The 26164-nt window shown below is 65.6% G+C and carries 20 protein-coding genes; 13 read left to right on the forward strand and 7 right to left on the reverse strand.

Annotation, left to right across the window (positions count from 1 at the left end; translation table 11 throughout):
* Positions 1-234: 234 nt before the first annotated feature.
* Both VGQ44_10155 and VGQ44_10160 read right to left on the reverse strand, forming a co-directional pair.
* Positions 235-564 carry a hypothetical protein gene (locus tag VGQ44_10155; protein HEV8447175.1) on the reverse strand — a complete coding sequence of 110 codons (330 nt, stop codon included), beginning with the start codon at positions 562-564 and terminating at the stop codon, positions 235-237.
* A 151-nt stretch (positions 565-715) separates the two neighbouring features.
* Entirely contained in the window at positions 716-1411 is a 696-nt protein-coding gene (locus VGQ44_10160) for a hypothetical protein (GenBank protein HEV8447176.1), read from the reverse strand.
* A 277-nt stretch (positions 1412-1688) separates the two neighbouring features.
* On the opposite strand from VGQ44_10160, the gene VGQ44_10165 reads away from it, so the two are divergent.
* Together VGQ44_10165 and VGQ44_10170 are read left to right on the forward strand one after the other, a co-directional pair.
* Positions 1689-2120, forward strand: a complete 432-nt coding sequence (locus tag VGQ44_10165; GenBank protein ID HEV8447177.1) for a hypothetical protein — start codon at positions 1689-1691, stop codon at positions 2118-2120.
* Positions 2121-2122: 2 nt separating this feature from the next.
* Positions 2123-3454, forward strand: coding sequence for an alpha-L-fucosidase (locus VGQ44_10170; protein ID HEV8447178.1), 1332 nt, complete (start codon positions 2123-2125; stop codon positions 3452-3454).
* A 200-nt stretch (positions 3455-3654) separates the two neighbouring features.
* On the opposite strand, the gene VGQ44_10175 is transcribed toward VGQ44_10170, so the two are convergent.
* Positions 3655-6102, reverse strand: a complete 2448-nt coding sequence (locus VGQ44_10175) for an ADOP family duplicated permease (GenBank protein ID HEV8447179.1) — start codon at positions 6100-6102, stop codon at positions 3655-3657.
* A gap of 158 nt (positions 6103-6260) precedes the next feature.
* On the opposite strand from VGQ44_10175, the gene VGQ44_10180 reads away from it, so the two are divergent.
* Positions 6261-7085: a polyphosphate kinase 2 family protein gene (locus VGQ44_10180; GenBank protein HEV8447180.1), complete on the forward strand. Its 825-nt coding sequence runs from the start codon at positions 6261-6263 to the stop codon at positions 7083-7085.
* A gap of 15 nt (positions 7086-7100) precedes the next feature.
* Here VGQ44_10180 and VGQ44_10185 read toward each other — a convergent pair whose 3' ends face one another.
* The gene (locus tag VGQ44_10185; protein ID HEV8447181.1) at positions 7101-8678 is read right to left on the reverse strand and encodes a hypothetical protein; all 1578 of its coding nucleotides are present in this window, start codon (positions 8676-8678) and stop codon (positions 7101-7103) included.
* Positions 8679-8956: 278 nt separating this feature from the next.
* Here VGQ44_10185 and VGQ44_10190 point away from each other — a divergent pair, with 278 nt between their 5' ends.
* From VGQ44_10190 to VGQ44_10210, 5 genes are read left to right on the forward strand one after another with little or no spacing between them, the layout of a single operon-like run.
* Positions 8957-9331: a BlaI/MecI/CopY family transcriptional regulator gene (locus VGQ44_10190; GenBank protein ID HEV8447182.1), complete on the forward strand. Its 375-nt coding sequence runs from the start codon at positions 8957-8959 to the stop codon at positions 9329-9331.
* Positions 9328-11418 carry a M56 family metallopeptidase gene (locus VGQ44_10195; protein HEV8447183.1) on the forward strand — a complete coding sequence of 697 codons (2091 nt, stop codon included), beginning with the start codon at positions 9328-9330 and terminating at the stop codon, positions 11416-11418. The genes VGQ44_10190 and VGQ44_10195 overlap by 4 nt, the downstream gene beginning before the upstream one ends.
* Before the next feature lie 6 nt (positions 11419-11424).
* The gene (locus VGQ44_10200) at positions 11425-15204 is read left to right on the forward strand and encodes a carboxypeptidase-like regulatory domain-containing protein (protein HEV8447184.1); all 3780 of its coding nucleotides are present in this window, start codon (positions 11425-11427) and stop codon (positions 15202-15204) included.
* Positions 15191-16501, forward strand: coding sequence for a hypothetical protein (locus tag VGQ44_10205; protein HEV8447185.1), 1311 nt, complete (start codon positions 15191-15193; stop codon positions 16499-16501). The genes VGQ44_10200 and VGQ44_10205 overlap by 14 nt, the downstream gene beginning before the upstream one ends.
* A 27-nt stretch (positions 16502-16528) precedes the next feature.
* Positions 16529-17824, forward strand: coding sequence for a hypothetical protein (locus tag VGQ44_10210; GenBank protein HEV8447186.1), 1296 nt, complete (start codon positions 16529-16531; stop codon positions 17822-17824).
* On the opposite strand, the gene VGQ44_10215 is transcribed toward VGQ44_10210, so the two are convergent.
* Positions 17817-18350 (reverse strand): NADPH-dependent FMN reductase, encoded by a 534-nt coding sequence (locus VGQ44_10215; protein ID HEV8447187.1) that lies wholly within the window; start codon positions 18348-18350, stop codon positions 17817-17819. The genes VGQ44_10210 and VGQ44_10215 overlap by 8 nt on opposite strands.
* Positions 18351-18557: 207 nt before the next feature.
* On the opposite strand from VGQ44_10215, the gene VGQ44_10220 reads away from it, so the two are divergent.
* The 4 genes from VGQ44_10220 to VGQ44_10235 all read left to right on the forward strand — a co-directional run bounded on the left by VGQ44_10220 (position 18558) and on the right by VGQ44_10235 (position 24294).
* Complete coding sequence (locus tag VGQ44_10220; GenBank protein ID HEV8447188.1) at positions 18558-19088, forward strand: VOC family protein; 531 nt, start codon at positions 18558-18560, stop codon at positions 19086-19088.
* A 139-nt stretch (positions 19089-19227) separates the two neighbouring features.
* Entirely contained in the window at positions 19228-21144 is a 1917-nt protein-coding gene (locus VGQ44_10225; protein ID HEV8447189.1) for an amidohydrolase family protein, read from the forward strand.
* Between the two features lie 113 nt (positions 21145-21257).
* Positions 21258-22094 carry a phosphatase PAP2 family protein gene (locus tag VGQ44_10230; GenBank protein HEV8447190.1) on the forward strand — a complete coding sequence of 279 codons (837 nt, stop codon included), beginning with the start codon at positions 21258-21260 and terminating at the stop codon, positions 22092-22094.
* A gap of 73 nt (positions 22095-22167) precedes the next feature.
* A complete protein-coding gene (locus VGQ44_10235) occupies positions 22168-24294 on the forward strand; it encodes a hypothetical protein (GenBank protein ID HEV8447191.1) in 2127 nt (708 codons plus the stop codon).
* Between the two features lie 125 nt (positions 24295-24419).
* Here VGQ44_10235 and VGQ44_10240 read toward each other — a convergent pair whose 3' ends face one another.
* A complete protein-coding gene (locus VGQ44_10240; GenBank protein ID HEV8447192.1) occupies positions 24420-24977 on the reverse strand; it encodes a DinB family protein in 558 nt (185 codons plus the stop codon).
* Positions 24978-25399: 422 nt separating this feature from the next.
* Entirely contained in the window at positions 25400-25846 is a 447-nt protein-coding gene (locus VGQ44_10245; GenBank protein ID HEV8447193.1) for a hypothetical protein, read from the reverse strand.
* Between the two features lie 5 nt (positions 25847-25851).
* Between VGQ44_10245 and VGQ44_10250 the strand changes: the two genes are divergently transcribed.
* A partial coding sequence (locus VGQ44_10250) for a hypothetical protein (GenBank protein HEV8447194.1) occupies positions 25852-26164 on the forward strand: 313 nt, incomplete at its 3' end.

Below are 26164 nucleotides of genomic sequence, written 5' to 3' on the forward strand. Positions count from 1 at the left end.
AACAGGAGGTTGTTGGCCGCTCAACGATGCCGCCAGCCCCGCCGAAGGCACAATCGCCGCGGCGAAACGCCGCCATGCGGGGAAGGGGACCGAGCCTTCATATATTATCATCTGAAACCTGTGTTCGAGTGTGGATGCGCGCCGCGCGTCCGGTACGGATTGAGCCGAATCCAAGACGCAGCGCCGCCGCGCAGGGCGGATCAGCGACTGCCGAATTGTGTGTGGGCTGAGAGATCAGCCGATCGGCAGGGCGGCGGCGGGCGGTCCGTTCGCGAACGGAAGACGATGCGGCGGCGCCTCAGCCGGCGCGGGATCCGCCGACGCAACGATGCGCGGCGCGACCGGAACGATGCGCGCGGCCGGATCGACCGCGACTCGAACCGCGGGGGGCGCGGTCGGTGACGACGAGCAACAGTCGCCGAGGCAGGTGCAGTGAGTCTTCGACGGCGGGGCGTGCTGTCCGCCGGAATTGTGGTCCATCCCCGGCATGCGCGCGGTGTGCGCGGTGTGCGAGCCGCCCCCGTGAGTCGGGCACGAGTGGAGCGCGCCAGGCTCGGAGAGCATGGCGCCGAACCACAGGGACCAGATCCCTATGAGGGCGCGGAACCAGACGGGACGGAGGGAAAGCACAATATGGAAGCTATCGTGCTTTCCATACGCCGGTCAGGTTTGGGGATAGGACACGCGGTCACCGTGGTGGCGACCGACGAGTGGATCATCGCAACGCCTCGGCGAGCGCATCCAACCGGCCGCCCCATTTTTGCTTCACCCGCTCGGCTTCCTCCTTACTGCGCAGCTTCGCGTGGCTCAACGCGACCATGCTCTTCGCATCGCCCTTGGACGTGAATCCGACGGCGATGATGCTCCCGTCGGCCAAGCCGAGCCGAATCGACTTGGGAGGGGTCGACGTGCGAACCGTCACCCCGGGTTCATCGAGCCAGCGGCGGCGAATGGTCGCATCGGCAAAGGCGTGGTGCAGGGTCGCAATCGGCACGTTGTACGTGCGCGACTTGGTCGCCTCGTAGCTGCCGTCGCGCCGCTGGCCGCGGGCGCGAAGGCCTTTGATCCGCTCGTAGCCGACCGCCACCATCTGCGCCCACCAATCGCCGACCTTGTACTTCGCCTGAATCACATCGACGATCTCTCGATGCGGTAGCATCGCGGCGCCGTGGTGGTCGAGCGACTTCACCCAACGGTCCCACTGACAACCGGTCTTCTCCTTCACGACTTCGTTGCTCATGCCGGCGAGCTTCGCGTAGTCGACGGCCGGCGCGGCCGGTCGCGGCGCTTTCTCCGCGGTGCGTGAACGTGAGGGCTTGGCGAGCAGCTGGGCGCGGGCGGCGGTGTAGGACTCGCCGGTCTTTCGCATACGAGCGCGAACGAGGCGCTTGAAATCCTTCTGGCTGGGCATCGTCTGGTCTCCTTTGGGTACACCACGGGCCACCCCCCAGCAGCGCACGCGGTGAACGCAAAGGACCGACGAACGGATCCGGGAGTCTGCCCCCCTTTGCCTCGCACTCGACTCCGGCTGGGGCGGAGTCTCGAGAGGTTGGGCGCGGATCGGCGCCGCAATCACGATGATACGACCGGGCCAACGCGTCAAGAGCCGCGTTCCGTTCGCGACGCTTTCCGCGTCACAAAGGCGGGCGTAGGTTGGTGCACCAATTCTCTGAACGCGAGAAACGACGATGGCGACGAGACCGCAGCCCTCACCCAATCAGCTCCAAACGCAGTCGCTCGGATTGGTCGGAATGATGCTCTGGTTCGGCGTGATCGCGTTCGGCGTCGTCGTCTGGTTCATGCACCGCGCCGGATCGTTCCCGATTCGTCCGCAGCCGATGGCGTTGCGGTATGCGTCCGCCGCCGTGTCGGTGCTCGCCGTGATCGTCGCGCTCGTGCTGCGCGGCGGCGTGCGACAGATGGACGACGGTCCCGAGCGCAACGCGAAAGTGTTGGTCTTGTGGGCGGTCGGCGAAGGCGCCGCGCTGTTCGGTGGCGTGCTGTATCTGCTGACCAGCGAGGCGCAGTGGTACGGGCTGGGACTTCTCGCGATGCTCACGAACTTCGTGCTCGTTCCGCTGCGGCGCCAAAGCCAGCCGCGCGTCACTAGACGACGGTAATAATGAAGCAGCGGTATTGTCTCCAGATGCGCCTCGCCTGGCTTGCACCCGCACTCGGAATCGCCCTCGCCAGCGGCTCGGCGTTCTGTCAGACCGCCGAGCCGGTTCCGCCCGAACGACTCGCCGCGCGCGAGTGGTTCCGCGAGGCCCGCTTCGGGATGTTCATCCACTGGGGCGTCTACAGCCAGCTCGGACAAGGCGAGTGGGTGATGGAGAACCGCTCGATCCCCGTCGACACCTACGAGTGGCTCGCGTCGGCGTTCAATCCCATCAAGTTCGACGCACACGCGTGGGTCGCCACGGCGAAAGCCGCCGGCGTGAAGTACATCACGATCACATCGCGCCATCACGACGGGTTCGCGATGTTCGCGACGAAGGCGAATCGCTACAACATCGTCGATTGGACGCCGTTCGCGCGCGACCCGATGAAAGAGCTCGCCGCGGAATGCCGGGCGAACGGCATCAAGCTCTTCTTCTACTATTCGCAGCTCGATTGGCATCACCCCGACTACTGGCCCCGCGGGCGGACCGGCCGGTCGACAGGCCGCCCCGAGTCGGGCGACTGGAATCGCTATCTCGATTTCATGGACGCGCAGCTCACCGAGCTGCTCACGAACTACGGACCGATCGGCGGCATCTGGTTCGACGGCATGTGGGACAAACCCGACGCCGACTGGCGGCTCGCCAAGACCTACGCGCTGATCCATCGCCTCCAGCCGACGGCTCTCATCATCCCCAACCACCACCAGGCCCCGAAGCCCGGCGAAGACGTTCAGACGTTCGAGCAGGATTTGCCGGGCGCGAACACGGCCGGATTCAACACGAAGGAGATCGGGTCGCTGCCCCTCGAGACGTCGCTCACCATGAACCAGTCGTGGGGCTTCAACATCACCGACAAGAAGTTCAAGTCCACGAAGGAACTGATCGGCTATCTCGTGCGCGCCGCGGGGAACGACGGCAACCTGCTGCTCAACATCGGACCGCGGCCCGACGGCACGATCCAACCGGAAGCCGTCGAGCGTCTTCGGTCGGTCGGCGCGTGGTTGGCCACGTACGGACGCTCTATCTATGGAACGCGCGGTGGTCCGGTGGCCCCGCGCGCCTGGGGCGCCACCACTCGGCGCGGCGACACCGTCTTCGTCCACGTGCTCGACTGGCCCGACCGCTCGCTGTCGCTTCCGCCGCTCGGCGCTCGCGTCGTGCGCGCCACGAACATGAAAAACGCTGCCAAAGTCGACTTCGTGGAATCGCGCGACGGCATCACGCTGATGCTTCCAGCGGCCGCGAGCGACGAGCCGGATCGCATCGTGGTGCTCGTGACCAAGTCGGGTTAATCACAAACTACATCACCCCAGAGACGCGGAGACCGCAGAGGAGCGCAGAGGACGACAAAGCTTCTGAGGGAACGACCTCGGGAGGTATCTCGTAAAACCCCGAGGTCGTTCAAAAAATGGGGCCGTCCTCGTCGTTGAGTTGTCCTCTGCGGCCCTCTGCGCGCTCTGCGCCTCTGCGGTAAAGCAGTTCCAGCGCCCTGCTAGTCCTCTCTAATCGCCACGATCGGATCGACGCGGGCCGCTCGTCGCGCCGGAGCGAAGCTCGCCGCGACGGCCGCTGCCGCTAGAATCGCCGGAACGAGGACCAGGGTCGCCGGGTCCAGCGCGCTCGTGCCGAACAACATCGAACGCACGAGACGGGCGCCAAGGAACCCCACGACCAAGCCGCCAGCAATTCCGACGATCACGAGCGCGCCCGCCTGCCGCATCACCATGCCGACGATGTCCCGCGGAGTCGCGCCGACGGCGATGCGAACGCCGAACTCGCGCGTCCGTTGCGACACACCGTACGCGATGATCCCGTACAGCCCGACGACTGCAAGAAACATCGCGATGGCGCCGAACGCGCTCATGAGACTCATGACGAACACGCGCGGGTCAGTAAGAAGTCCCGTGAGGCCGGACGCTCCGAGGCTGGGTTTGCTGAGGAAGTTCACGGCCGGCTCGACACCGCGCACCGCGCGTTCGATTTGCGCGACGACGGGCGCCGTTTTCGGCGCGCGCACGTCGAAGTTCATCCATGGCCAAACCTCGAGCGTGTACGGCAGAAAGACCTGGAGCGGCGGATCGTTCTCGGGGCCGAAGATCCGATGGTCGGCGACGATTCCGACGACCGGCAGCGTGATCGGCTGGCCAAAATCCGCGCGCGCCTGTGAAGCTCGATGGACCGTGATGCGTTGACCGAGCGCATTTCCGCTCGGCCACAGCTTTCGCGCGAGGTTCTCCGTAATTACAAACCCGTTCGGGGCGCGCATGTCGTCGGCGCCGAAGCCTCGGCCCGCGACGACGTGTATACGGAGCAGGGAGAAGTACGACTCGGAGACGGGGTGATAGAGCGCCTCCGGCGGCGCGGCGCCGGCTGACTGGCCCTCTGTTTCGACTTTGGTTTGCAGGAGCGCGCCTCCCGCCGCCGCGCTTCCTTCGATCGACGGAACCGCGTCGACCGCATCGAGAATACGTCGATACAGCGCAGCCGCCTCGCTCGGCGATTCATACCGGTGCGCCGGCGGCGAGATCGCGAACGAAATAGCCGCCTGATCATAGCCGAGGTCGACCGACGAAAGGCGACGGAGGCTCTGGACGAGCAAGCCGGCGACGCTCAACACGGCGATCGCCAGAACCAACTGAACCGCGGCGAGCGCGTCGCGAGTTCGTCGCTCGGCGAGTCCGTGTGCTTGCGTGCCCGAGCCACCGCGCAAGCGCGCGATGAGGTTCGACCGCCCGACTTGGAGCACCGGTAGCGCGCTCACGACCAGCGACACGAGGCCGACCAGGAGCACGACGAACGCGGCGGCGCGATGATCGATGTGAATGTCACCCGCGAACGCCAGGCGTTGCGCGGCATACGGCCGAACGGCGGCGACGAACCAGAACGCGAGCACGGCGCCGCATGCGCCCGACAACGAGGTAAGCAGCGCGACCTCGGCGAATTGTCGCCGTGCCAGTCGCCATCGGTCTGCGCCGAGGGCCGCGCGAACGGTCAAGTCACGCGACGCCGAGCTGGCGCGAATGAGCAGAAGATTCGCGGTGTTCGCGCACGCCAGCACGAGCATCAGGGCGATCGCCGCGCTGATCATCAGCAGCGTCGTCGACAGCGGCCCGAACAGCTCGTCGGAGAGGCTTTGAAGACGGATCGACGTCCAGTGCGCTTGTTCCTCCGGATAATTCTCCGAGAGATGCCGCTGCACCGCTTTCATCGCGGCGCTGACGCGAGCGGAGTCGGCGCGGCTGCTCAGCCGAACGATCGCGCGACTGTCGACGTGAAGTCCTCGGCGCGTCAGCGCCGTGTGGGTCGATTGAAAAACGGCAATCGGCTCCCACATCGCGGGGGGCAGCCAGCCGCCCGTGCCCCCGAAGTTGGGATAGGCGAATCCCCGCGGCATGACACCGATGATCTTGGTGGGCACACTGTCGACGCTGACCGTGGCGCCGAGTGCCGAGCGATCGCCGCCGAACTGGCGCATGAAGTAGTCGTACGAGATGACGACGACGCGCGGGGATCCCGCGGATTCGTCGTCGGGCGCGAACGTCCGCCCGACAAACGGAGGTGTCGCCATCATCTCGAAGAACCCCGGCGTGACGTACGCGACGATCTTGCGTTCGGGGCCGTCAGGACCGGGAATCATCACGCCGTCGCCGCGCACGAACGCGAATCCATCGACGACGCCCTTCATCGTCGCCGCCTGGTCCTGCCAATCTCGAAATGTCGGATACGAGGGCACGCGGAGGTTGCCGCTCTCGCTCCGTTCGTAGATCGTCTGCAGCCGATCGGCGGATCCGTACGGTAATCCGCGAATGAACACCGCGTCGACGACCCCGAACATCGCCGTGGCGCTTCCGATCGCCAGCGCGAGGGTCAGCACGGCGACCAAGGTAAAGACCGGCGAGCGCCGGAGCGCGCGCAGAGCATCACGGATGTCGGTTCTCATAGCGTCCGGGCGAATCGTATCGAGATAATATTTTATCTCCGCAGATCTGTCAAGTCTTGGGATGGGTTGGGCGACGCAATGGCAGACCGTCAAGCAGTTCAGCGCCGGCGACCGTAGCTTTCCGACCGAGAGTTGGTCACGCTCTGGAGGAAATCGCGATGGGCTACAGCGATCGCTTCATGATCAAGCCGGGCTCCAAGGTCCGGCTCGCTGAATTCGATCCTGCGGACAGCCACGGAAGCGAGGCTGATGCCAAAGCGGCGCTCGAGACCGACAAGCGTCGGCTCCATGATCTCCAGGAGCTTCTGTATGCCGAGCACTCGCGGGCGCTGCTGGTGTGTCTCCAGGGAATGGACACGTCCGGAAAGGACGGCACGATCGGCCACATCTTCGGCGCGATGAATCCGCAGGGGTGCCATGTCACGTCGTTCAAGACGCCGTCGGCGGAGGAGCTGGCGCACGACTTTCTGTGGCGTGTGCATCGTGCGACGCCCGGCAAAGGCGAGGTGGGGATCTTCAATCGGTCGCACTACGAGGATGTGCTCGTCGTGCGCGTGCACACGCTCGTGCCGAAGGCGGTCTGGTCGAAGCGCTACGACCAGATCAACGCGTTCGAGGAGGGGCTCGCGGAGGAGGGAACGCACGTCCTCAAGTTCTTTCTCCACATCTCCAAGCAGGAACAACTGAAGCGCTTCAAGGACCGCCTCGACGAGCCGGCGAAGCGCTGGAAGATCAGCGAGGCGGACTACGCCGAGCGCAAGCTGTGGGACGACTACGTCGAGGCATACGAGGAGGCGCTTTCGCGATGCAGCACCAAGCACGCGCCGTGGTTCGTGATTCCCGCGGACCACAAGTGGTTCCGCAACTACGCCATCGCTCGGGTCCTGGTCGAACAGCTCGAGGCGCTGGGCATGCACTACCCGAAGCCGACGGTCGATCTCGATCGGATTCGGAAGGAGTACCACGACGCCAAGAAAAGTTGACGAAAAGGCCGCGCGCTAAGGCGTGAGGTTCGCCTGGCGCTGCGTCGACTCGATGAAGCTTCCGATGTCGGCCTTCAGTTGTTTCGCCGACGCCTGGTTCAGGTATGCCATGTGGCCGCTCTCGTAGTACTTGAACTGCACGCGATCGCTGTACGTCTTGTCGTACCCGAGATGATGGAAGGTGTACTCGGCGTTGGCGAACGGCGTCGCCATGTCGTAGTAGCCGGAGCCGACCATCACGCGCAGATACGGATTCTTCGCCATCGCCGTGCGCAACGCGTCCGACGTGCTCGGATAGCCGCTCCCGAGATTGCCCGCGGGGAGAATGCCCGAGTAGTCCCAGCGGCCGGCGTGACCGCCCGTGTAATACTGGAGATCGGTCTTGAAATCGAGATCGCCGTGCAGGAAGCGCATGTACGCCGACATGAACGCGCCCGACGGCGCGACGTCCGACGGATCGTAGTCCTGGCGCTGGCTCGACGCGTTGCCGTTGAGGCCGATCATTCGGCTGTCGTAGCGGCCCACGGTCTCGCGCGCGTCGCGCAGCAGTTCCGTACGGAAGACGCCGGGATCGACTCGAAGATTCGTGTTGAGGATGTACTGCGTCGACACGCCCGTGAGGCGCGCGATCTGCTGCGCCGCGGCGGTACGCTCGGCCGCGGTCAATGTATTGCCTTTGGCGAGCGCGCTCGCGTAGTCGCCGAACGCATAGACGCGCGATTGTTGAACGACCTGCTCGAGCGTCAGTTTCTGCAAGTCGGCCGGCAGCTTCTTGTGATACCACGCGGTCGCCGTGTACGTGGGCAGGAAGCATTGGTAGGGCAGGTCGTTTGCCGGAGCCGGCTGGATGAGCGAGAGATCGAGCACCGTGCCGAGCAGCATCACGCCGTTCAACTCGATGCCCTCGGAGCTCTGCAGCTCCGCCGACAGACCGGCCGATCGGAAAGTGCCATAGCTCTCGCCGAACAGATACTTCGGCGAACCCCAGCGGTTGTACTTGTCGAGATAGGTGCGGATGAACTGCCCGAACATCTTGAGGTCGTTGCCCGCGCCGGTGAAGTCGGTGACCTTCACACCCGGCGCCGGCCGCGAATAGCCGGTCATCATCGCGTCGACTTGCACGAGATCCGTCGCGTCGAGCGGCGAATAGGGGTTGTCGACCAGGTTGTACGGCGGCGCGGGCTCGGCTCCGTTCGGTCCCATGTCCGGATGCTTCGGGCTCATCAGCCCCATGCTCAACCAGATGGACGCGGAGCCAGGGCCGCCGTTGAAGAAGAACGTGACGGGCCGCGTCGAGACGTCCTCCTGGTCGCGAGTATATGAGATGTAGAACACGGTGGCCTGCGGCTTTCCGTCGTCGTCGCGGATGACCATCGTCCCCGTGTTCGCGGTGTACGCGATCGCCTTGCCGCCGATGTTCGCGGTGTGATGGGTGGTCGATACCTTCTCGACCGCGGCGACGCCGGCTTCGGTCGTTTCCGGAGGCGCGCTCGCGCCGCCGCGTCCTCCCGGAGGATTGGGTCGCTGCGCCGAGGCCGTGACGCTGAGCGCGAGCGAGAGGGTCGTGCCGGCGAGCCAAAGGCGATTCACCATGACGTTCTCCATCTATGGATGAGGTTGCAGGCGATCCAGGCTACGACGGATTATCGCACTAGGGCGCCCATCCGTTGAAGGGGGCAGTGGCCGGTCGGCCGGTGAGTTGTGGCGCCGAAACCGCGGGCCAACGTTTCCGCGGTCGTCGGGCGTACTATTGACATTCGCCGACCTTCGTCTCATTATCTCCTAGAAATATAGGAGATGACCGGCCCGGCAGCGGAAATGCCCAGGAGCGGGCCCCAGGGGAGTTCACCGAAAGACGTAGGAGGAACTGGATGCCGCCGACGTTCACCGATCGAGAGCTCGACGTGATGGCGATCCTGTGGGAGCGGGGCCCGTCCACGGTCGCGGAGGTCAGGGCGCGACTGAGCGACGACCTGGCCCACAACACGGTGCTCACCGTGCTCACCGTTCTCGAAAGCAAGGGCTACGTCACCCACACGGAAGAAGGGAAGGCGCACCGCTTTCAAGCGCGAGTCAAACAAGACGTCGCCGGTGCGACCGCCACGTCCCGCCTCGTCGAAAAGCTTTTCGGCGGCTCGACAGAGCGGCTGCTCACGCATCTCGTGACCGAGCGAAGCGTCACGCCGGCCGAATTGCGACGTCTTCGCCGATTGCTCGACGACAAGCTCAAGGAGGCCGACAAATGATCGCCCCGTGGATGCTCTATTGCGTGCTCTGCGCGCTCGGGTTGTCGCTCGCGGCTGTCGTCGCGGAACAGACGCTGCTCGCCGCACGCGTGCCGGTGCGGCACGTGTGGACGGTGGCCGTGCTGCTCTCGCTTGCTGTCCCGGCGCTCGCCTACCGCGTCGCGTCGCAACCCACCGTTACAGTCGCCGCGGCCAGCGACGAACGGGTGGCTGTGCCCGTGGTGTCGGGCGACTCGCTCGCCCCAGCCTCGCCGGCTCTCACGATTTCCGCGCAGCCCGCGACGCCGCGATGGGCTTGGCGGACCGCGTTGGCTCGCGCGGACGTACCGCTCGGCATCGCCTGGCTCACGCTCTCGTCGGCGTTGATCGCGCACTTCCTCTGCGGAACCATCGCGCTCGCGTGGATGCGCCGGTGGTGGCGCCGCGACACGGTGCAGGGGGTGGAGGTGCTCGTGTCCGAAGCGACGGGTCCCGCGCTCGTCGGCGCGCTGTCGCCCGCGATCGTCGTGCCCCAGTGGACGCTCGACATGGAGGCGTCCCAGGTCGAGCTCATGCTGCGACATGAGCAAGAGCACCGGCGCGCGCGCGACGGCCAGCTGCTCACGCTCGCGCACTTCGCGCTCATCGCGATGCCGTGGAACGTCGCGCTCTGGTGGCAACTCGTACGTCTGCGCGTCGCGGTCGAGCTGGATTGCGACGCGCGTGTGCTCCGCGACGCCGACGCTCGCTCGTACGGCGACCTGCTGCTCGAAGTCGCGCGTCCGCGGCGGCGGTTGGCTCTCATGGGCGCCACCGCGTTCGCCGAGCGTGCGTCGCAGCTCGAGCGCCGGATTCGCGCGATCGGACAACGCCGCGGCCGAGCGTCGCATCGCACGGGGTTGGTTGTCGCGGGAATTGGCCTGGTCGTCGTGACGGCGGCCTGGATCGCGCCGCATCCCGCGGCTCCGCCGCGAGCGTCGCATTCGGTCACGCCGTCTCCGACGACGAAGTCGACTCCGCGCGATTCGACCGTTGTACCAAGGCAAACGCAGGCGGTCGCGCAGGCGTCGACGACACCGGCCAAGACCACGACCCTGAACGGCACGGCTTCGAAGCCATCGCAACCCTTACACGTTGCCGCGGATTCCGCGCGCACCTCCGAGCTCGTCTCGTCGCAAAAGAAGCTGAAGGATTCAGCCGCTCCCTCGGAAACGCTGCCTCGACGTGAGCTTCCCGGACCGGTCGTAACCAGGCCGATCGGGCTCGCCGAACTGCCGGTGCAGATCGGAACCGATTCGACCTTCGCGCGGCTCTTTGGCGGGATCACGCTGACGCCGGACCAGGAAACAAAAGCGCGAGCGCTCATCGCTCAGCTGGAGGCGGCGCAGGTGGAACAGATGTCGAACACGCTGCGCGCGTTGATGGCCGCCGCTCCGCTCAGGCAGGCGGTCCAGGCGCACGCGGATTCCACTCTCGAGAACTTACTGACGAACGATGCCGACAAGGCACTGCTGCACAGCCGGTTCGTGGCGCAGGTCCCGGGCGGCCGCGGTCGATCCGGCGGCGGCGCGGGAGGGGGAGGCACGGTCGGCGCGGGCGCGGTGGCGCGTGGTGGATTCGCCGGTGACTCGCTGTTCATCGGTGGCGGCGGGCGTGGCGCGCGGGTCGGTGGTGGTGGCCGCGGTGCTGCGTCCGTCGTCACTGGTGACGTTGTGGTCGATGGCGGTCGTGGCGTTGCTCCCGTCGTCACCGGGGCCATTGCAGTAGAAGGCGGCCGCGGCGGAGGGCGAGGTGGCGCCGGTGGTTTGACCGAAGTCAACGCGACCGACTTTCTGTTCCAGCGTTACTTCAACGGCATCGCGTTGACGCCGCAGCAGGAAGGCGACGCGCGCACCATCCTCACCAAGATGCAAGCGGACATGCGCGCGTTGGGTCCGCCGGTTGCGCCGGCGATCATGTCCCGTCCCCCGTTCTCGAACCAGGTGGTGATGTCGCAGGAGAGCGCGGCGGCGTTCGCCGCGATCCTGACGAACGACGCCGACCGTGCGACGCTCGCATCGCGCATCCGTATCCAAGTGGTCCGGACCCTCGAGGTTCCACCGAGATAGACGACGATGCGCCGCTGCGTCTCATTTCTTGTTGTCGCACGCGCGGCGCTCGCCCTTCTCGGCGCCGGCCGGCTCGAAGCCCAGGTCGACGTCATCCGCGGACGGGTGACGTCGGCCGCCGCGGATGGCGCGGCGATCGCCAACGTCTCGGTGACGGCGACGTCACTCAACGGCAACGTCAACCGAAACGCGAAGACCGACAAGGACGGCCGCTACACGATCACGTTCCCCGAGGCGGAAGGCGACTACTTCGTCACCTTCGTTGCGCTCGGGTTTTCGCCGCGGCGGATCGAGGTCAAGCGCACCGCGGACCAAGACATTCTGCTCGGCGACGCGCGCCTCACACCGATCGGCGCTGTGCTCGACACCGTCATCACCAACGCGCAACGAAACCGAAGCCGGCCCGTGCGCGGCGCGACGACACCGGACATCAGCGGCACAGAGAAGTCGATCACGTCGGGGCTCGTTCCACCCGACCAGGTTGGCGACTTGGCGGCAATGGCCGCGACGCTGCCGGGCGTCCTGTTCATTCAGGGGGTGAACGGCGATCCGTCGGGCATTTCGGTGCTCGGCCTCGACCAGGATCAGAACAACACGTCGCTCAATGGCCTCAACAGCGGCGCGACGGACATTCCGCGCGACGCGAACGTTTCGGTCAACCTGGCGACGTCGCCGTACGACGTGTCGCAGGGAGGATTCAGCGGCGGGCGCATCAACATCCGGACATTGCCGGGGTCGAACTACATCAGTCGGACGTCGAGCGTCGTGTTCAACGCGCCGCAGCTCGAGTGGACCGACGCGACGGGGCGCGCGTTGGGCCAGCGGTACACGAATGCGAACGTCGGCGGCGCGGTGTCGGGGCCGTTCGCGCTCGACAAGGCCTTCTATAGTATTGCCTATCAGGCCGGGCGAAGAGGGAACGACCTCCACACCCTGCTCAACACCGATTCGATCGGCCTCGAGGCCGACGGCATCGCGACGGATTCGCTCGACCGGCTGCTCTCCATCCTGAAGGGTGCGCAGGTGCCTGCGACGGTGGGGGGATTTCCCAGCGATCGGCTCAACGACCAAGCACTCGTCCTGGGCAGTCTCGACCTCACACCACCGTCGTCGACCAGCGGCCAGGCGTACAACCTCACGTTCCAGGCTGCGTGGAACCGTTCGTCGCCGGCTTCGCCGCTCGCCACGATGCTCCCCGCGGCGAGTTTCAACACGACGTCGTGGAACGGCGCCGTGCAGGCGCATCACAGCGGTTTCTATGGCTTTGGGATTCTGAGCGAGAGCGCGATCGGCTACAGCGCTTCGCATCGATACATCACGCCCTATCTCGACCTGTCGAGCGGCAACGTGATCGTGAGCTCCGCCTTCCCCGACGGCTCGAGCGGTGTCGAATCGATCGTCTTCGGCGGCACGTCGGCCAACACGAGCGCGACCAGCAACTCGGTCGACCTCACGAACCAGCTGTCGTGGTTCAGCGCGAACAACAAGCACCGCGTGAAGATGACGAGCGAGATCCGCCGCGACGGCTACTCGCTGGACCAGGCGACCAACGCGCTCGGCACGTTCACGTTCAATTCGCTCGCCGACCTCGACGCAAATCGGCCGGCGTCGTACACGCGGCAGTTGACGCCGACGCACGCGAGCGGCGGCGAGTGGATCGGCGGCTTCTCATTCGGCGATTCATATCGTCGCAATCCGGATCTACAGATCGTGTACGGCGCCCGCGTCGACGCGAACCGGTACGAGCGGGTCCCCACGTTGAACTCGGACGTCGAGCACCTGTTCGACGCTCACAACGACCACCTGCCGAACGGCGTCTACGTGAGCCCGCGGATCGGTTTCTCGTGGACGTACGGCACGGCGCCCCAGATCGGCGCGTTCGAGGGTGCGGCTCGCCTGCCTCGCGCGGTCGTGCGCGGCGGCATCGGCCTCTTTCAGAATTCGTTGAGTGCGTCGCTGCCGAGCCAGGCGTTCGTGAACTCGGGCGTCCAAGGCGGCCAACAACAGGTGACGTGCGTCGGAACCGCGACGCCGATTCCGGATTGGCGCGCATACGCGAACGATCCGTCCGCGATTCCCAGCGCGTGTCTCGATGGCAGTGTCGGGGGGGCGACGCCATTCGCCAACGCAGGATCGAACGTGACGCTGTTCGCGCCGAACTACGCGTCGCAGCGAAGTCTTCGCTCGACCCTGCAGTGGGCGGGCGCGGTGCTCGACAACCGCATGATGGCGACCGTCACGGGGACGTACTCGCGCAACATGAATCAGCCGGGCTTCGTCGACCTCAACGTTTCGCCGACGGCGCGCTTCACGCTTCCCGGCGAGGACGGCCGTCCCGTGTTCGTGGACGCGGCCAACATCGTGACGACGACCGGCGCGATCGCGCCGCGCGACGGGCACGAGACGGACCTTTTCAATCGCGTGACGGAGCTCCGGTCGAATCTCACGTCGACCAGCCGGCAGCTCACGATTGCGCTGTCGCCGTCTTCTGTGAACTCGCGCTATACGTGGGGGCTGAGCTACACGCTCAACAGCGTGCGCGACAACGTGAGCGGCTTCACCAGCACGACCGGCAATCCGTTCGACCAGTCGGGGGGGCGGTCGTCGGCGGACTGGCGGCATCAGGCGATCGTGAACGTCGGCGGCAATCTGTTCGACGTCGTGCGGCTGAACTGGTTCCAGCGATTCATGTCGGGGATGCCGTTCACGCCGATGGTCGCGAGCGACGTGAACGGCGACGGCTACGCGAACGACCGGGCGTTCGTTTTCGATCCGGCTCACACGACCGGCACGGGCGGCTCGCTCGCCTCGGGGACGGGGATGAGCGCGCTCCTCGCGTCGTCGTCCGGGCGCGTGCGGGCGTGTCTCGACAAACAACTCGGCGATCTCGCCGCGCGGAATAGTTGCGAGGGCCCCTGGACGTCGACGGCGTTCATGAGCGTCGCGCTGAACCCGGTGCGCATTCGTCTCCCGCAGCGCGCGACGCTGTCGTTCGCCATCGGGAATCCGCTCGGCGCCGCCGACTACCTGCTCCATGGCGAGAGTCACACGCACGGCTGGGGACAAGCGGCGTTGGCGGATCCACGATTGCTGTTCGTCCGCGGCTTCGATCCGCAGTCGCGGTCGTACACGTACCAAGTGAACCAGCGATTCGGAAACACGACCCAGGCGGCGAGCGCGATTCGGAATCCCGTCACGATCACCATGGCGCTCAGAGTCGACGTCGGCCCGTCGCGCGAGCGGCAGGCGCTCACGCAGACGCTCGACCGCGGACGCACGTCCGGCGGCACGAAGGTGCCCGAAGCGATGCTCCGGTTGGCGTACAACTCGGGCGGCATCATCAACCCGATGGAGGCGATTCTGCGCGACGGCGGAACGCTGAAGCTCAGCGCCGGTCAGGCCGACAGCATCGCGACGATGAATCGCCGCTACGTGATCCAGCTCGACTCGATCTGGACGCCGGTGACGAAGTACTACGCCGCGCTTCCCGAGGTGTACGACCAGGGCGACGCGTATGACCGGTACCGCCGCGCGCGAGAGGCTTCGGTGGGTGTGCTCATTGGCATCGTGCCCTCGGTGAAGTCGCTGCTCACGGCCGAGCAACGCCGCAAGCTGCCGGATCTCGTCGCGGCGTATCTCGATCTTCGATATCTGGCAGCGGTGCGATCGGGAACATCGGGAACGCCTGGGGGAGTGTTCGCGCCCGGAAGCGGAACGTCGGGTGCGCCTGGGACCACGGCAGGGAGGTCGGGCGGCGGGGCGGGGGGGGCGGATGACGACGAGTGATGCACTGGGAATTCGGACGAGCGCGATCGCCGTCGCGATCGTGAGCGCAATGAGCGGACATGCGTCGGGCCAGCGACCGCCGGCGATTCGCCCGATCGGGCCGATCACGCACGTTTCGACAGAGCCGTTGTCGAGCATTGCGGCGGCGATTCGTCTTTCCGACGGGCGAGTGTTCGTCAACGACATCGTCGCACGCCGGGTCGTGATTTTCGACTCGTCGCTGGCTGCAGCCCGCGTGATCACGGACTCGGCGAGCGTGACGGCGACCGCGTACGGCTTTGGGGCCGGCGCGCTGATTCCGTTCCACGGCGATACCGCGCTCTTTCTGGATCCGCAATCGAGCGCCATGCCCGTGCTGAGTCCGGCCGGACGAATCGCGCGCGTGATGGCGACGCCTCGGCCGAACAACCGGCCGGTGTCGATCGGGAGCTTGTATTTCACGCCGGGGTTCGATGCGGCAGGCCGGCTGCTGTATTATCTGCCCCTCACCTTCGCCGTGCCGACGAAGGCGCTCCCCGCGAGCACGACGGTAAAATCAGTCGTAGATTCGGCGCTGATCGTGCGATTCGACTTCGCGACGCAGGCGTACGATACCGTCGCGACGATCCGAACGCCGAAGGCTCGGCAAAGCATCACCACGAACGAGGATGGGCGACCCATCTCGATGCAGAGTCTGACCGGCATGGACCCGATTCCCGTCGTCGACGACTGGGTCGTGCGACCGGACGGATCGCTCGTGATCGTGCGCGGTCAGGACTTTCACGTCGACTGGATGGACGCGAGCGGCAAGTGGTCGTCGGCGCCCAAGATGGCGTTCGATTGGGAACACCTCGACGATACTCAAAAACAGGTGTTGATCGACTCGGCCGCCGCGGCACTGAAGGCGCGACGCGATTCCCTCCGCAGCGGGATTCCGCTTGGCGGAACCAGCGGCGTGGCCAGCACCGGCGGGCGAAGCGGCGGAGCGGGTGCGGGTGCCGGATTCGAGGGCCCGCGTCCGCAGCTGCCCCCGCCGATCGATCCCACGACCGAGCCAAACGATCTCCCCGACTATCGGCCAGCATTCCCTCACGGTGCCACGAAAGTCGACGCCGAGAGCAATCTCTGGATTCGCACGACGACGATGGTGAGCGGCCAGCCGGTCTATGACCTCGTCAACAGACGCGGTGCGTTGTTCGATCGCGTGCAGCTGCCGCCGTTCCGAACGATCGCGGGATTCGGACCCGGCGTGGTTTACATGGCGGTCAAGGATGCCGCGGGCATCGTGCACCTGGAAGTTGCGAAAATCGCGAGGTGAGCCGGTAGGAAAACAACGAGGTTGCTCATGACGATTCGATCAAGCTTGTTGCTGGCCGTGGCCGCCTGCGCCGCGGCGACGCCCGCGGCGGCGCAAAAGGAACCGGCCGTGCGTCCGCTCGGGCCGATCACGCGCGTTTCGACGGAACCACTGGCGAGCGTCATCACAGTCGTGCCGCTCTCCGACGGGCACGTCTACGTCAACGACGTCGTGTCGCGACGAATCCTGTTGTTCGATTCGACCCTTTCAAGCGCGAGGATCGTCGCCGACTCGACGGCCGTGACGTCGAAGGCCTATGGCGCGCGTCCCGGTGCGCTGTTCGCGTATCGCGGCGACACCGCGCTTTTCAGCGACCCTGCATCCGGGTCGATGCCCGTCCTCAGTCCGGCTGGGACGATCGCGCGGGTCATGGCGGCTCCGACGGTCGCCGGGCCAATCGGGCTCACCCTCGGCAATCCGTTCTACCCGCCCGGCTTCGATGCTCAGGGACGTCTGGTGAGCATGATGCCGCTGGCGGTCCGATTCGACGATCCGATTCCCGGGAAACCGTCCACGCAAAAGACTCTCGTCGATTCGTCGTTGGTGGCGCGGTTCGATCTGGGCAGCCGCACCCTCGATACCGTGGCGACGGTGAAGGGTCCGAAGGTCAACCAGGTCATCACGCGCGACGAAGATGGACGGCTCACCTCGATGAAGATGACTCCGGACATCGTTCCGGTAGTCGACGACTGGACGGTGCTACCCGACGGATCGCTCGCCGTCGTTCGGGGCCGAGACTATCACGTCGATTGGCTCGGTGCCGACGGAAAATGGCGTTCAACGAGCAAGATGCCGTTCGAGTGGCAGCACTTCGACGACGCGCAAAAGACGGCCACCATCGACTCGGCGCTCACCGCGATCAAGGCACGGCGCGACTCGATGATGACCGCCGTGGCGAATCGTGGACCGACGCCGGCGCGCGTGGAGGCCGCGGGCGGAGCAGTCGTCGGCGCACGTGGCGGGCGAGGCGGCGGAGGCGGGGATGGAGCGCCGCCTCCGGCGCTCATCGACGGCAGACCAGAGCTTTCCGATCTTCCGGACTACCGGCCGCCGTTCACTCGCGGGTCCACTCGCGCCGACGCGGATGGAAATCTCTGGATCCGCACGACGACGCTGGTGAAGGGCCAGCCGGTGTACGACATCGTGAACGAGCAAGGAACGATCGTCGACCGAGTGCAAATCCCGCCGTTTCGAACGATCGCGGGCTTCGGCCCGGGAATGGTCTACATGGCGGTGAAAGACTCGGCCGGCGTCGTCCACCTCGAGAAGGCTCGAATCAAGTAGCGCTCGGATCGAACAGCTCGAAGATCACGCCGCGAAGCACCGACGCTACCGCGGGGTCTCTCGCGAGCCGGTCGACCTCGACTCCGCGCCGCGGCAGATCGATGACGACCGTCGCGCGCGAGACGACGACGGCGCTCATCGTCGTCAAAACCTCGACGATCTGTGGATGCGCATAGTGTGACACGGCGGAGGGGCTGAGGAGCCCGACGCGCTTGTCCACCAACTCGCCGCTGCCGACGACCCAGTCCAGGGCGTTCTTGAACGCGCCGGGGATGCCGTGCGCGTATTCGGGGCTCGAGAAGAGCACGGCGTCGGCGGCCGCGAGCGCGGCGCGCCAGCGCGCGACCGCGGGTGGCGCGGACGCGGTGTTTTCGTCGAGGTCCGGGCTGAACGCGGGCAGCGCCGCAAGCTCCGCATACGACGTCACCTCGATCGAGTTCGGCGCGACGCGCGCGACGGCCGCGAGGAGTGTCGAATTGGTCGACCCCGTGCGGAGGCTGCCCGATATGGTGAGCAATTGAGGCATGACGTGGCGGCCGGGGTTGGCATTGCGTTCCATACAATAAGTAGAAACGCAAGGAAGTCGTTCCTGCGGACCTCTCCCGAAGGGAACGGGTCACGCCGGAGGCCACCGTCACACGCGCGCCAGACGCTCACCGATTCGAGCGTCCGCGCCGACCGTGTTATGATGAATGTCCCGGGCAACCACACGTCTCCCTGAGAGGTTGATGCAATGCCGAACGCGATCATGCATTTCGAGATTCCGGCCGACGACGTCGAGCGCGCGAAAGGGTTCTACACGAAGCTGTTCGGTTGGAAGTTCGAGTCATACCCGACGGGGCCGGGCGAGGACGAGTACTTCATGGTGATGGCGAAGGACGGCGAGGATGGCATCAACGGCGGATTGATGAAGCGGAAAATGCCGGGGCAGCCGTTTGCGAACTATGTCACGGTCCCTTCGGTGGACGCCGCGCTGGCCACGGCACAGGCGAACGGCGCGCGGACGGCGTTACCGAAGCAGGAGATTGGCGGCGGCATGGGATGGATCGCGGCGTTCTTCGATCCGGAAAACAACCTGATCGGTCTGCATCAGGTCGGCCCGAACGCGCAGCGACCCGCGCCGGCGAAGAAGGCGCCCGCGGCGAAGAAAAGCCCGCGGAAAGCCGTGAAGGCCGCGTCGAAGAAGCCGGCCAACCGGGCGAAGAAGCCGTCAAAGAAGCCCGCTAAGAAGCCCGCTAAGAAGCCCGCTAAGAAGCGCCGCTAGAGGCAGGGTCTCCCCTCACACGCGGCCCGCATCCTTGCGGGCCGCGCGTCCGCTCCTGACGGTGGGTTTCGTAAGCCCACATAATTCCGCACGCCGTTCGGTCAGCCGACTCACCGCCCAACCCCGAGCCACCCGCCCAATGTTGCCATTCCTTCTTGCGGTCGCGCTCGCTACGGATAGCACGGTCTATCCGGTATTGAATCACGACCGCTCCGCCGGAACGATGGTCGTCGTGCGACGCGGCGATTCAGTCACCGTGCGCTGGGTCTTCACGGACCGAAATCGGGGCGTCCGAATCGAGACGCGCTACGTCTTCCGAGATGGACACATCGTGTTCGTCGAAAACCGCCCCATTCTCGCGGACGATCGCAGTGGAGATCCCACATCGCGGATCGAGGTCGTCGGCGATTCGGTCCGCCGATGGACGCCGGCGAGAACCATTACCGAGGCGTACAGGGGCGACGTGTATTACGGCTCGACCGCCTCACCCTTCGACGAAGTGACGCTCGCGCAGTTCCTCATGCGCCGTTCCGACCACACGACCAAGCTTCCAGGCGCGACGTCGCCCACGATGCATCTCGAGATCGTGAAGGAGACCACGGTCCAGACGAGCCACGGAAAGGAACGTGCTCGACTGGTTTCGGTGACGCGAGGAACGAGCGACACGCCGGAAATGGTCTGGCTCGACGGCAACGACGACTTGCTGGCGACTGAAGTCGGCTGGTTCATCACAGTAAAGCCGGGCGCGGAAGCGGCGCTGCCCGCGCTGCGCAAGATCGAGACGGAGTTCCGCGACGCGAAGGCCGAGGCGATGAATCGTCGGCTGGTGAAACAGACGTCGGGAACGATCGCGATCGTGCACGGCGACGTTTTCGACACCGAGCGCGGCGTCGTGCGAGCGAGGTCGACGATCATCGTGCGCGGCGAGCGAATCATCGCCGTCGGGCCGGACGACTCCGTGAACGTACCAGCCGGAGCGACGGTCATCGACGCGACCGGAAAGACGGTCCTGCCCGGGCTCTGGGAGATGCACAACCACATGCAACTGTTCAGCGAAACGCTGGGCGGCCCGATGCAGCTTTCGTATGGAATCACCACGGCTCGCGACCTTGCCTCGGACGTCGACGTCGCGACGTCGCAGCGCGACCGCGCCGACCGTGGGCTGATCGCCGCACCGCACACGATTCTGGCCGGGTTCATGGAAGGACCCGGCAAATGGGCTGGCCCCACGGCGACCATCGTTCGCACGGAGGACGAAGCGCGCCGGTGGGTCGCCGCCTACGACTCGATGGGCTACAAGCAGATCAAGGTCTACAACCTCGTTCATCCAGATCTCATCCCGACGATCGTCGCCGAGGCGCACAAGCGCGGGATGCGGGTGAGCGGACACATTCCGCGCGGTCTGAGTGTGCCCGCCGCCATCGACCTCGGCTTCGACGAGGTGAATCACGCGGCGTTCCTGTTCTCGACGTTCTATCAGGATTCGTTGTACATGCCGACGATGCGCGCCTATTCGCTCGTCGCGACGACCGTGGCGCCGAACATCGACGTCGACGGGGCGCCGATGACGGCGCTCATCGCGGACCTCAAACGGCACAACACCGTCATCGACGGAACGTTCAGCGTTTGGGTGATCGGCGCGGGGACGAGCATTGCCCAGGGCGTCGGGGCAGGGTTGCCGTCGAACGTTCAGAAGTCCGATTCGAACTACGTGCGGCTGTTGCGCCGGTTGTACGACGCGGGCGTGACGCTCGTAGCGGGAACGGACGCCTTCGGAAGCTCGTCGTACAACGCGGAGCTCGAGCTCTACGAAAAGGCCGGCATCCCGGCGCCAACCGTACTTCAGATCGCGACGATCGGCTCGGCGCGCGTCATGAAGGAGGACCGCGACTATGGAAGTTTGTCGGCGGGGAAGGTCGCCGACATCATCATCGTGGGCGGAAAGCCTGCGGAACACCTCTCCGATCTGCGAAAGGTCGAGCAGGTATTTCGGGCCGGCCGGTGGTACGACGTGCACGATCTCAAGGTCGCGACGGGACTTGTTCCGCCGAATTGAATTCTGCCGGGCTCGTTTGTTATCTCATTGTCAGGTATGTGGAAAAGCCGCGTCACGCGCATTGATTCTTGAACGTCGCGCTTGCCGGTTCGCAACTTGCTAATTCACGCGGCGTGTTCTCTCAGTCTCTGAAGCGCCAGCTCCTCGTGATCTGGCTTGGAGCGGTTTGCGCCCCGCAATTCGCGGGCGCGCAGACCCCCATGCCGCACGACAGCATCCACGCCGCGAAGACCCTCTTCACGTCGCGTGACGCGTTGTTGGCCGCTGGGTTCGTCGGGCTGACGGTGGCGATGTTTCCCATCGACAAGTCGGTCGCCGGCCGGCTTCAGAACCCGAATACGCAGGCCAACCAATTCTTCAAGAACGCGTCGACCGACGTCCGGATCCTCGGCGACCCGGGCACGACGATCATCGCCGTGTCGATGTACGGCGTTGGCCGGGTCGCGGGATGGAAGAACGTCGCTGACTTCGGCCTTCACGGCGCCGAGGCGATCGCGGTCGCTGGTGCGACGACGACATTCCTCAAAGGCGTCATCGGACGGGCGCGGCCATTCGTTTCCATAGATACGAACCCGCACGACTTTCATTTCGGCCGAGGGTTCAACCAAGGGAACTTTCAGTCGTTCCCGTCCGGCCACACGACGGCGGCCTTCGCGATGGCGGCGACCGTGACCAGCGAATCGCAGCGCTGGTGGCCGCGTCAGACCTGGATCGTCGCGCCGACCATGTATGGCGCGGCGACGATGGTCGGACTCTCGAGGATGTACAACAACGCGCACTGGGCGAGCGACGTCGCGGTGGGCGCGGCGATCGGCACGTTCGCCGGCATCAAGATCGTGCGGTACAACCACGGTCACACCGGCAACTTCGTCGACCGATTTTTCCTCGGTCCGCTGGTCCAGGCGGGGCCAAACGGCGACACACGCGTAGGACTGTCGCTCGACTACTGAGCAAGCGGTCTCCCTCGCACGCCGCACCCGGCCGCCATCGTGACGCCCCCCTGACGGGGGTCGTCCTCGGGGTATGTCATCCCCTGCACGCGTTCACGAAAGAGTCGACCGGCCCCCCCCGACACCTCCGTTCACGCCGGTCCTCGTCCCCGCCACGCCATCCAATTCCGCCGGCGCGGCGTTCAGGCTCGCCGGATATACGGGCCTCATTCTCTTCTTCGAGCTTGCCTGGATCCGATACACGTCGGGCTACGTTCGTGTATTCGGATTCTATCAGAACTTCGTTCTCATCGCGACGTTCCTCGGCATGGGCGTCGGCCTGCTCCGCGCGTCGTCGGCGCGCAGGCTGAAGTGGCTGCTGCCGCCCGCCGCATTGGCGCTGTTGGTCGCCGTGTGGTACTTCAGCGCCGCGCGAATCGCGGTGCCCAACGACAAGAACGAGTACATCTGGGGCATCTTCGGCAACGGCGGAGCGACGAAGTCCGTGCCGCTGATCGTCGTCGTCGCCGCGCTGTTCTCGTTGATCGCGCTCTTTTTCGTGCCGCTCGGCGCGCTGGCCGGTGAGCAATTCCGAAAGCTGCCGCCGCTGCGGGCGTACGCCGCCGACATCGCCGGCAGTCTGGCCGGCATTCTTGCATTCGGCGTACTGAGCGCGCTGCGCGAGCCGCCGATCGTGTGGCTCGCCGTCGGATTCGCCGCGCTCGTGCTCTCCTCGATTCGTGACCGGTGGTTCGTTCTTGCCGTCGGCGCCGCCGCCGCGGCCGTACTGATGGTTGCGTCGTGGACCAGTCGCGTGAAACCGGAGTTCTGGTCGCCGTACTATCGCATCAACCTTCTGCGGCGCGACGACGGCGGCGTCACGCTGATGGTGAACGGCTCGCTCCACCAGATCATGCTGCCGCTGGACTCGGCGCACGCCGCGATTCCCGGGTCGTACGTGAACGCGGTGCTCCCGGCATACGTGCGGCCGTACCGCTACGCCGCCCGGCTCGACACGGCGCTCGTCGTGGGTGCCGGCACGGGTAACGACCTCGCCCTGTTGCTGCAGAACGGTGCGAAGTACATCGACGCCGTCGAGATCGACCCGGCCATCGCCGACATCGGCGCGGCCGGGCACCCGGAGCAGCCATACTCGGATCCGCGCGTCCATCGCCACATCAACGACGCGCGCGCGTTCCTGCGCACGACGCCGCACCACTACAACGTGATCGTCTTCGGGACGCTCGACAGCCAGACGCTGCTCTCGGGCATGAGCTCGGTCCGTCTCGACAACTACGTGTATACCGTCGAGTCGTTCAAGTCGGCGCGAAGCCGGCTCGCGCCCGACGGAACGCTCATCGCCTACCACATGTCGGCGAACGCGTCGATCGGCGCGAAGCTGTACCAGATGATCGGCGAAGCATTCGGTGAGCCGCCCGGCGTCTTCTTCGAGAACGACTACTTGTTCGATCTGACGTTCGTCGCGGGCCATGGCGCGCGAGACGTGCCGGCGGCGAGACCCGCCGTGATGCGCGACCTCACGCAACAGACCGAGCGCCCGCACGACGATTGGCCGTATCTCTATCTGACCGGCCGCACGATCCCCGCGCATTACATCGGCGCGCTGGTGGTGCTGTTGGTCATCACCGGCCTGTTCATGGGCGTCGGCGCGCGCCAGTCGTTGACCGGCGGCAAACTGGACGCCGCGATGTTCTTCATGGGCGCCGGCTTCCTCCTCGTCGAAACCAAGAGCGTCACTGAGATGTCGCTCCTCTTCGGCTCGACGTGGACCGTGAACCTGATGGTCTTCGCGGCGATTCTGGTGATGGTGTTGATCGCGAACGTCGTCGTTCAGCGGCGCGAACCGACGCGCACGCGCCCGCTTTTCCTGGCGTTGTTCCTCACCCTGGCGATTGCCTACGTGATCCCGGCAAGCGCGCTGCTGCCGCTCGGCACCGCGGCGCAGTGGGGCGCAGGCGCGCTCATGGTGGCGCTGCCGATCCTCTTCGCGTCGCTGATTTTCTCGACGCTGCTGTCACGCCGTGGCGATGCGGCGCGCGCGCTCGCCTACAACCTGCTTGGCGCGATTCTCGGCGGCGTGTTGGAGTACAGCGCGATGGCATTGGGGATCAAGGCGATGTACATCCTCGCCGCCGTTCTCTACGCCGCCGCGGGGATCTACGCGATGCGCGAGGAGCCGGTGCTCAAGGCGGCGGTGTAGGTCAGTCGATTTCCGGTCACCGGTCACCGGTCACTGGTTGCCGGTCACCGGGAAACTGGCGATCAGCGCGACCACCGAACGGCTGCCAGGCATCGCACTCGAAGGCGGGGGTAGGGCGGGAACGCCTACGTCGGCGGCGGAGCGGCTGCGGGCGGTGTCGGCGTCTTCTCGCTGGACGGCGGGACCAGGCCATTCATCCGCAGGTACACGACGATGTTACCGTAATGCTCCCAGGTATGCCAGAGATTCCAATTCAAGTACGAGAATTTGGATCGGTCTTTCATACCCGTGGACGGTTGGAGCCCCGTCGCGTCGGTCATCGCATCGTACACGGCGTCGCAAAAGGCGAATGCATCCTTGAGAGCCACGACGAGTTCCGGCTTTGTCGCCAGCCGGCTCTCGATGTCCGTGTATGGTGCCTTGCGTCGCTCGCCCTTCGCCGGCGAGCAGAGGTTGTATTGGTCGTCGGCGACATGGGCGACCTGCTGCGCGAACGTCCGCGCGTCGGGCGACGGCCGGAACGCGTACTTGTCCTCGGGCATTTTCTCGGCGGCCCGACTGAAGTAATCACGCACGGCGCGGTAGTCGCGCCGGATGTCCGAGGTGAACGGATCCGCCGCCGATTGCGCCATCGCTTTGACGGAGACGAACAACAAGAATCCCACCACGATCACGCGCTTCATGTCTTGACCTCCGCCGATTCGCGATCCTCCATCGACTCCGAGTACGAAGGCGCTGGACCGCCGGTCCTGCAAGCGGCAAACGCGTTAGCGAATTGAAAGCACGGCGCGTGACGGCGCTTGGATCGCGGCCACTTTGAGGTCTGTCTTGGCGGGCGGGGTATGGCTGTGCGCTCGAAGTCGGAAGACCGATTCCTGATGTCAGACAACAGGTTCGGCGTGACGCGATGGAGTCTCGAGCGACAAAGGAGCGTTGCCGCTCAACGCCGAAAGTGACGTCAGTGGTCTGATGTCCGTTCCCGTCGTCGAGCGGAAAGCCGTACTCGCCTCGCCAATCGAACTCAGAGTGGCCGGCAATCCACCTGCGATGACGCAGAACAGCCTCGCCTTACATCCCCGCGCAATTCTCGAGAGTGCGTTGGCAACTACCACCACCGCGACGCCGAGGCGATGGCCCAAGGATCCGCCGGAACCTTCGACAGCTTCACCCAGGCCGCAATGAACAGCGTGAGCAAGACCAAATCGATCGCGCCACCCAGCAGCACGGCGGGCGACTGCACCCTGCCGCCGATGGACAGAATGGCGAGCGCCGCGGGGTAAAGAAGCTTCTCGAGAAACACGGCGGGGAAGAGCGGGTAGTAGCGCACCGGATCTTCGGAAATGAGCAGGTAGGCGATCTGCCACGCAACCACCACCCCGATGAACCCGTAATAGAATTCCGGGTGCGTGATCGCCGGCGGCAGCGTGCGGCTGATGACCCCTTCCGAGAAATACAGCGGCACGACTTCGACGAGGCCCACGAAGGCCGCGAGACGAAACACGAACCGCGAGAATCGAACGTTTGGATGCAGCGAGCTCACATGATCACTCATGGCCGATGCACCTCCCAGTGATGGTGTTCACGAAATGCCGGCGTAGTCGACCGGGGTCGATCGGCGCCGCTACCAAGGCTTACGCCTTTCAGCCGGCCAAGCGGACGAGATGGCGCTGGACCTGGCTCGGGGCCGCCGGACTCGCCTGTTCGCCCATTCGAATTCCGCCGACGCCCCGCGCCTCGCCCGAGGTCGTCGGCACGACGATCAGCCGCGCCGACGCGATCGCCGACATCGACACGATGATGCGCATACTGGAGGACGTTCACCCGGATCTGTACGCTGAGCGCCCGCGGGATTCGGTCTCCATGGCGCGAG

It is taken from the genome of Gemmatimonadaceae bacterium (assembly GCA_036003045.1).
Classification (GTDB): Bacteria; Gemmatimonadota; Gemmatimonadetes; order Gemmatimonadales; family Gemmatimonadaceae; genus JAQBQB01.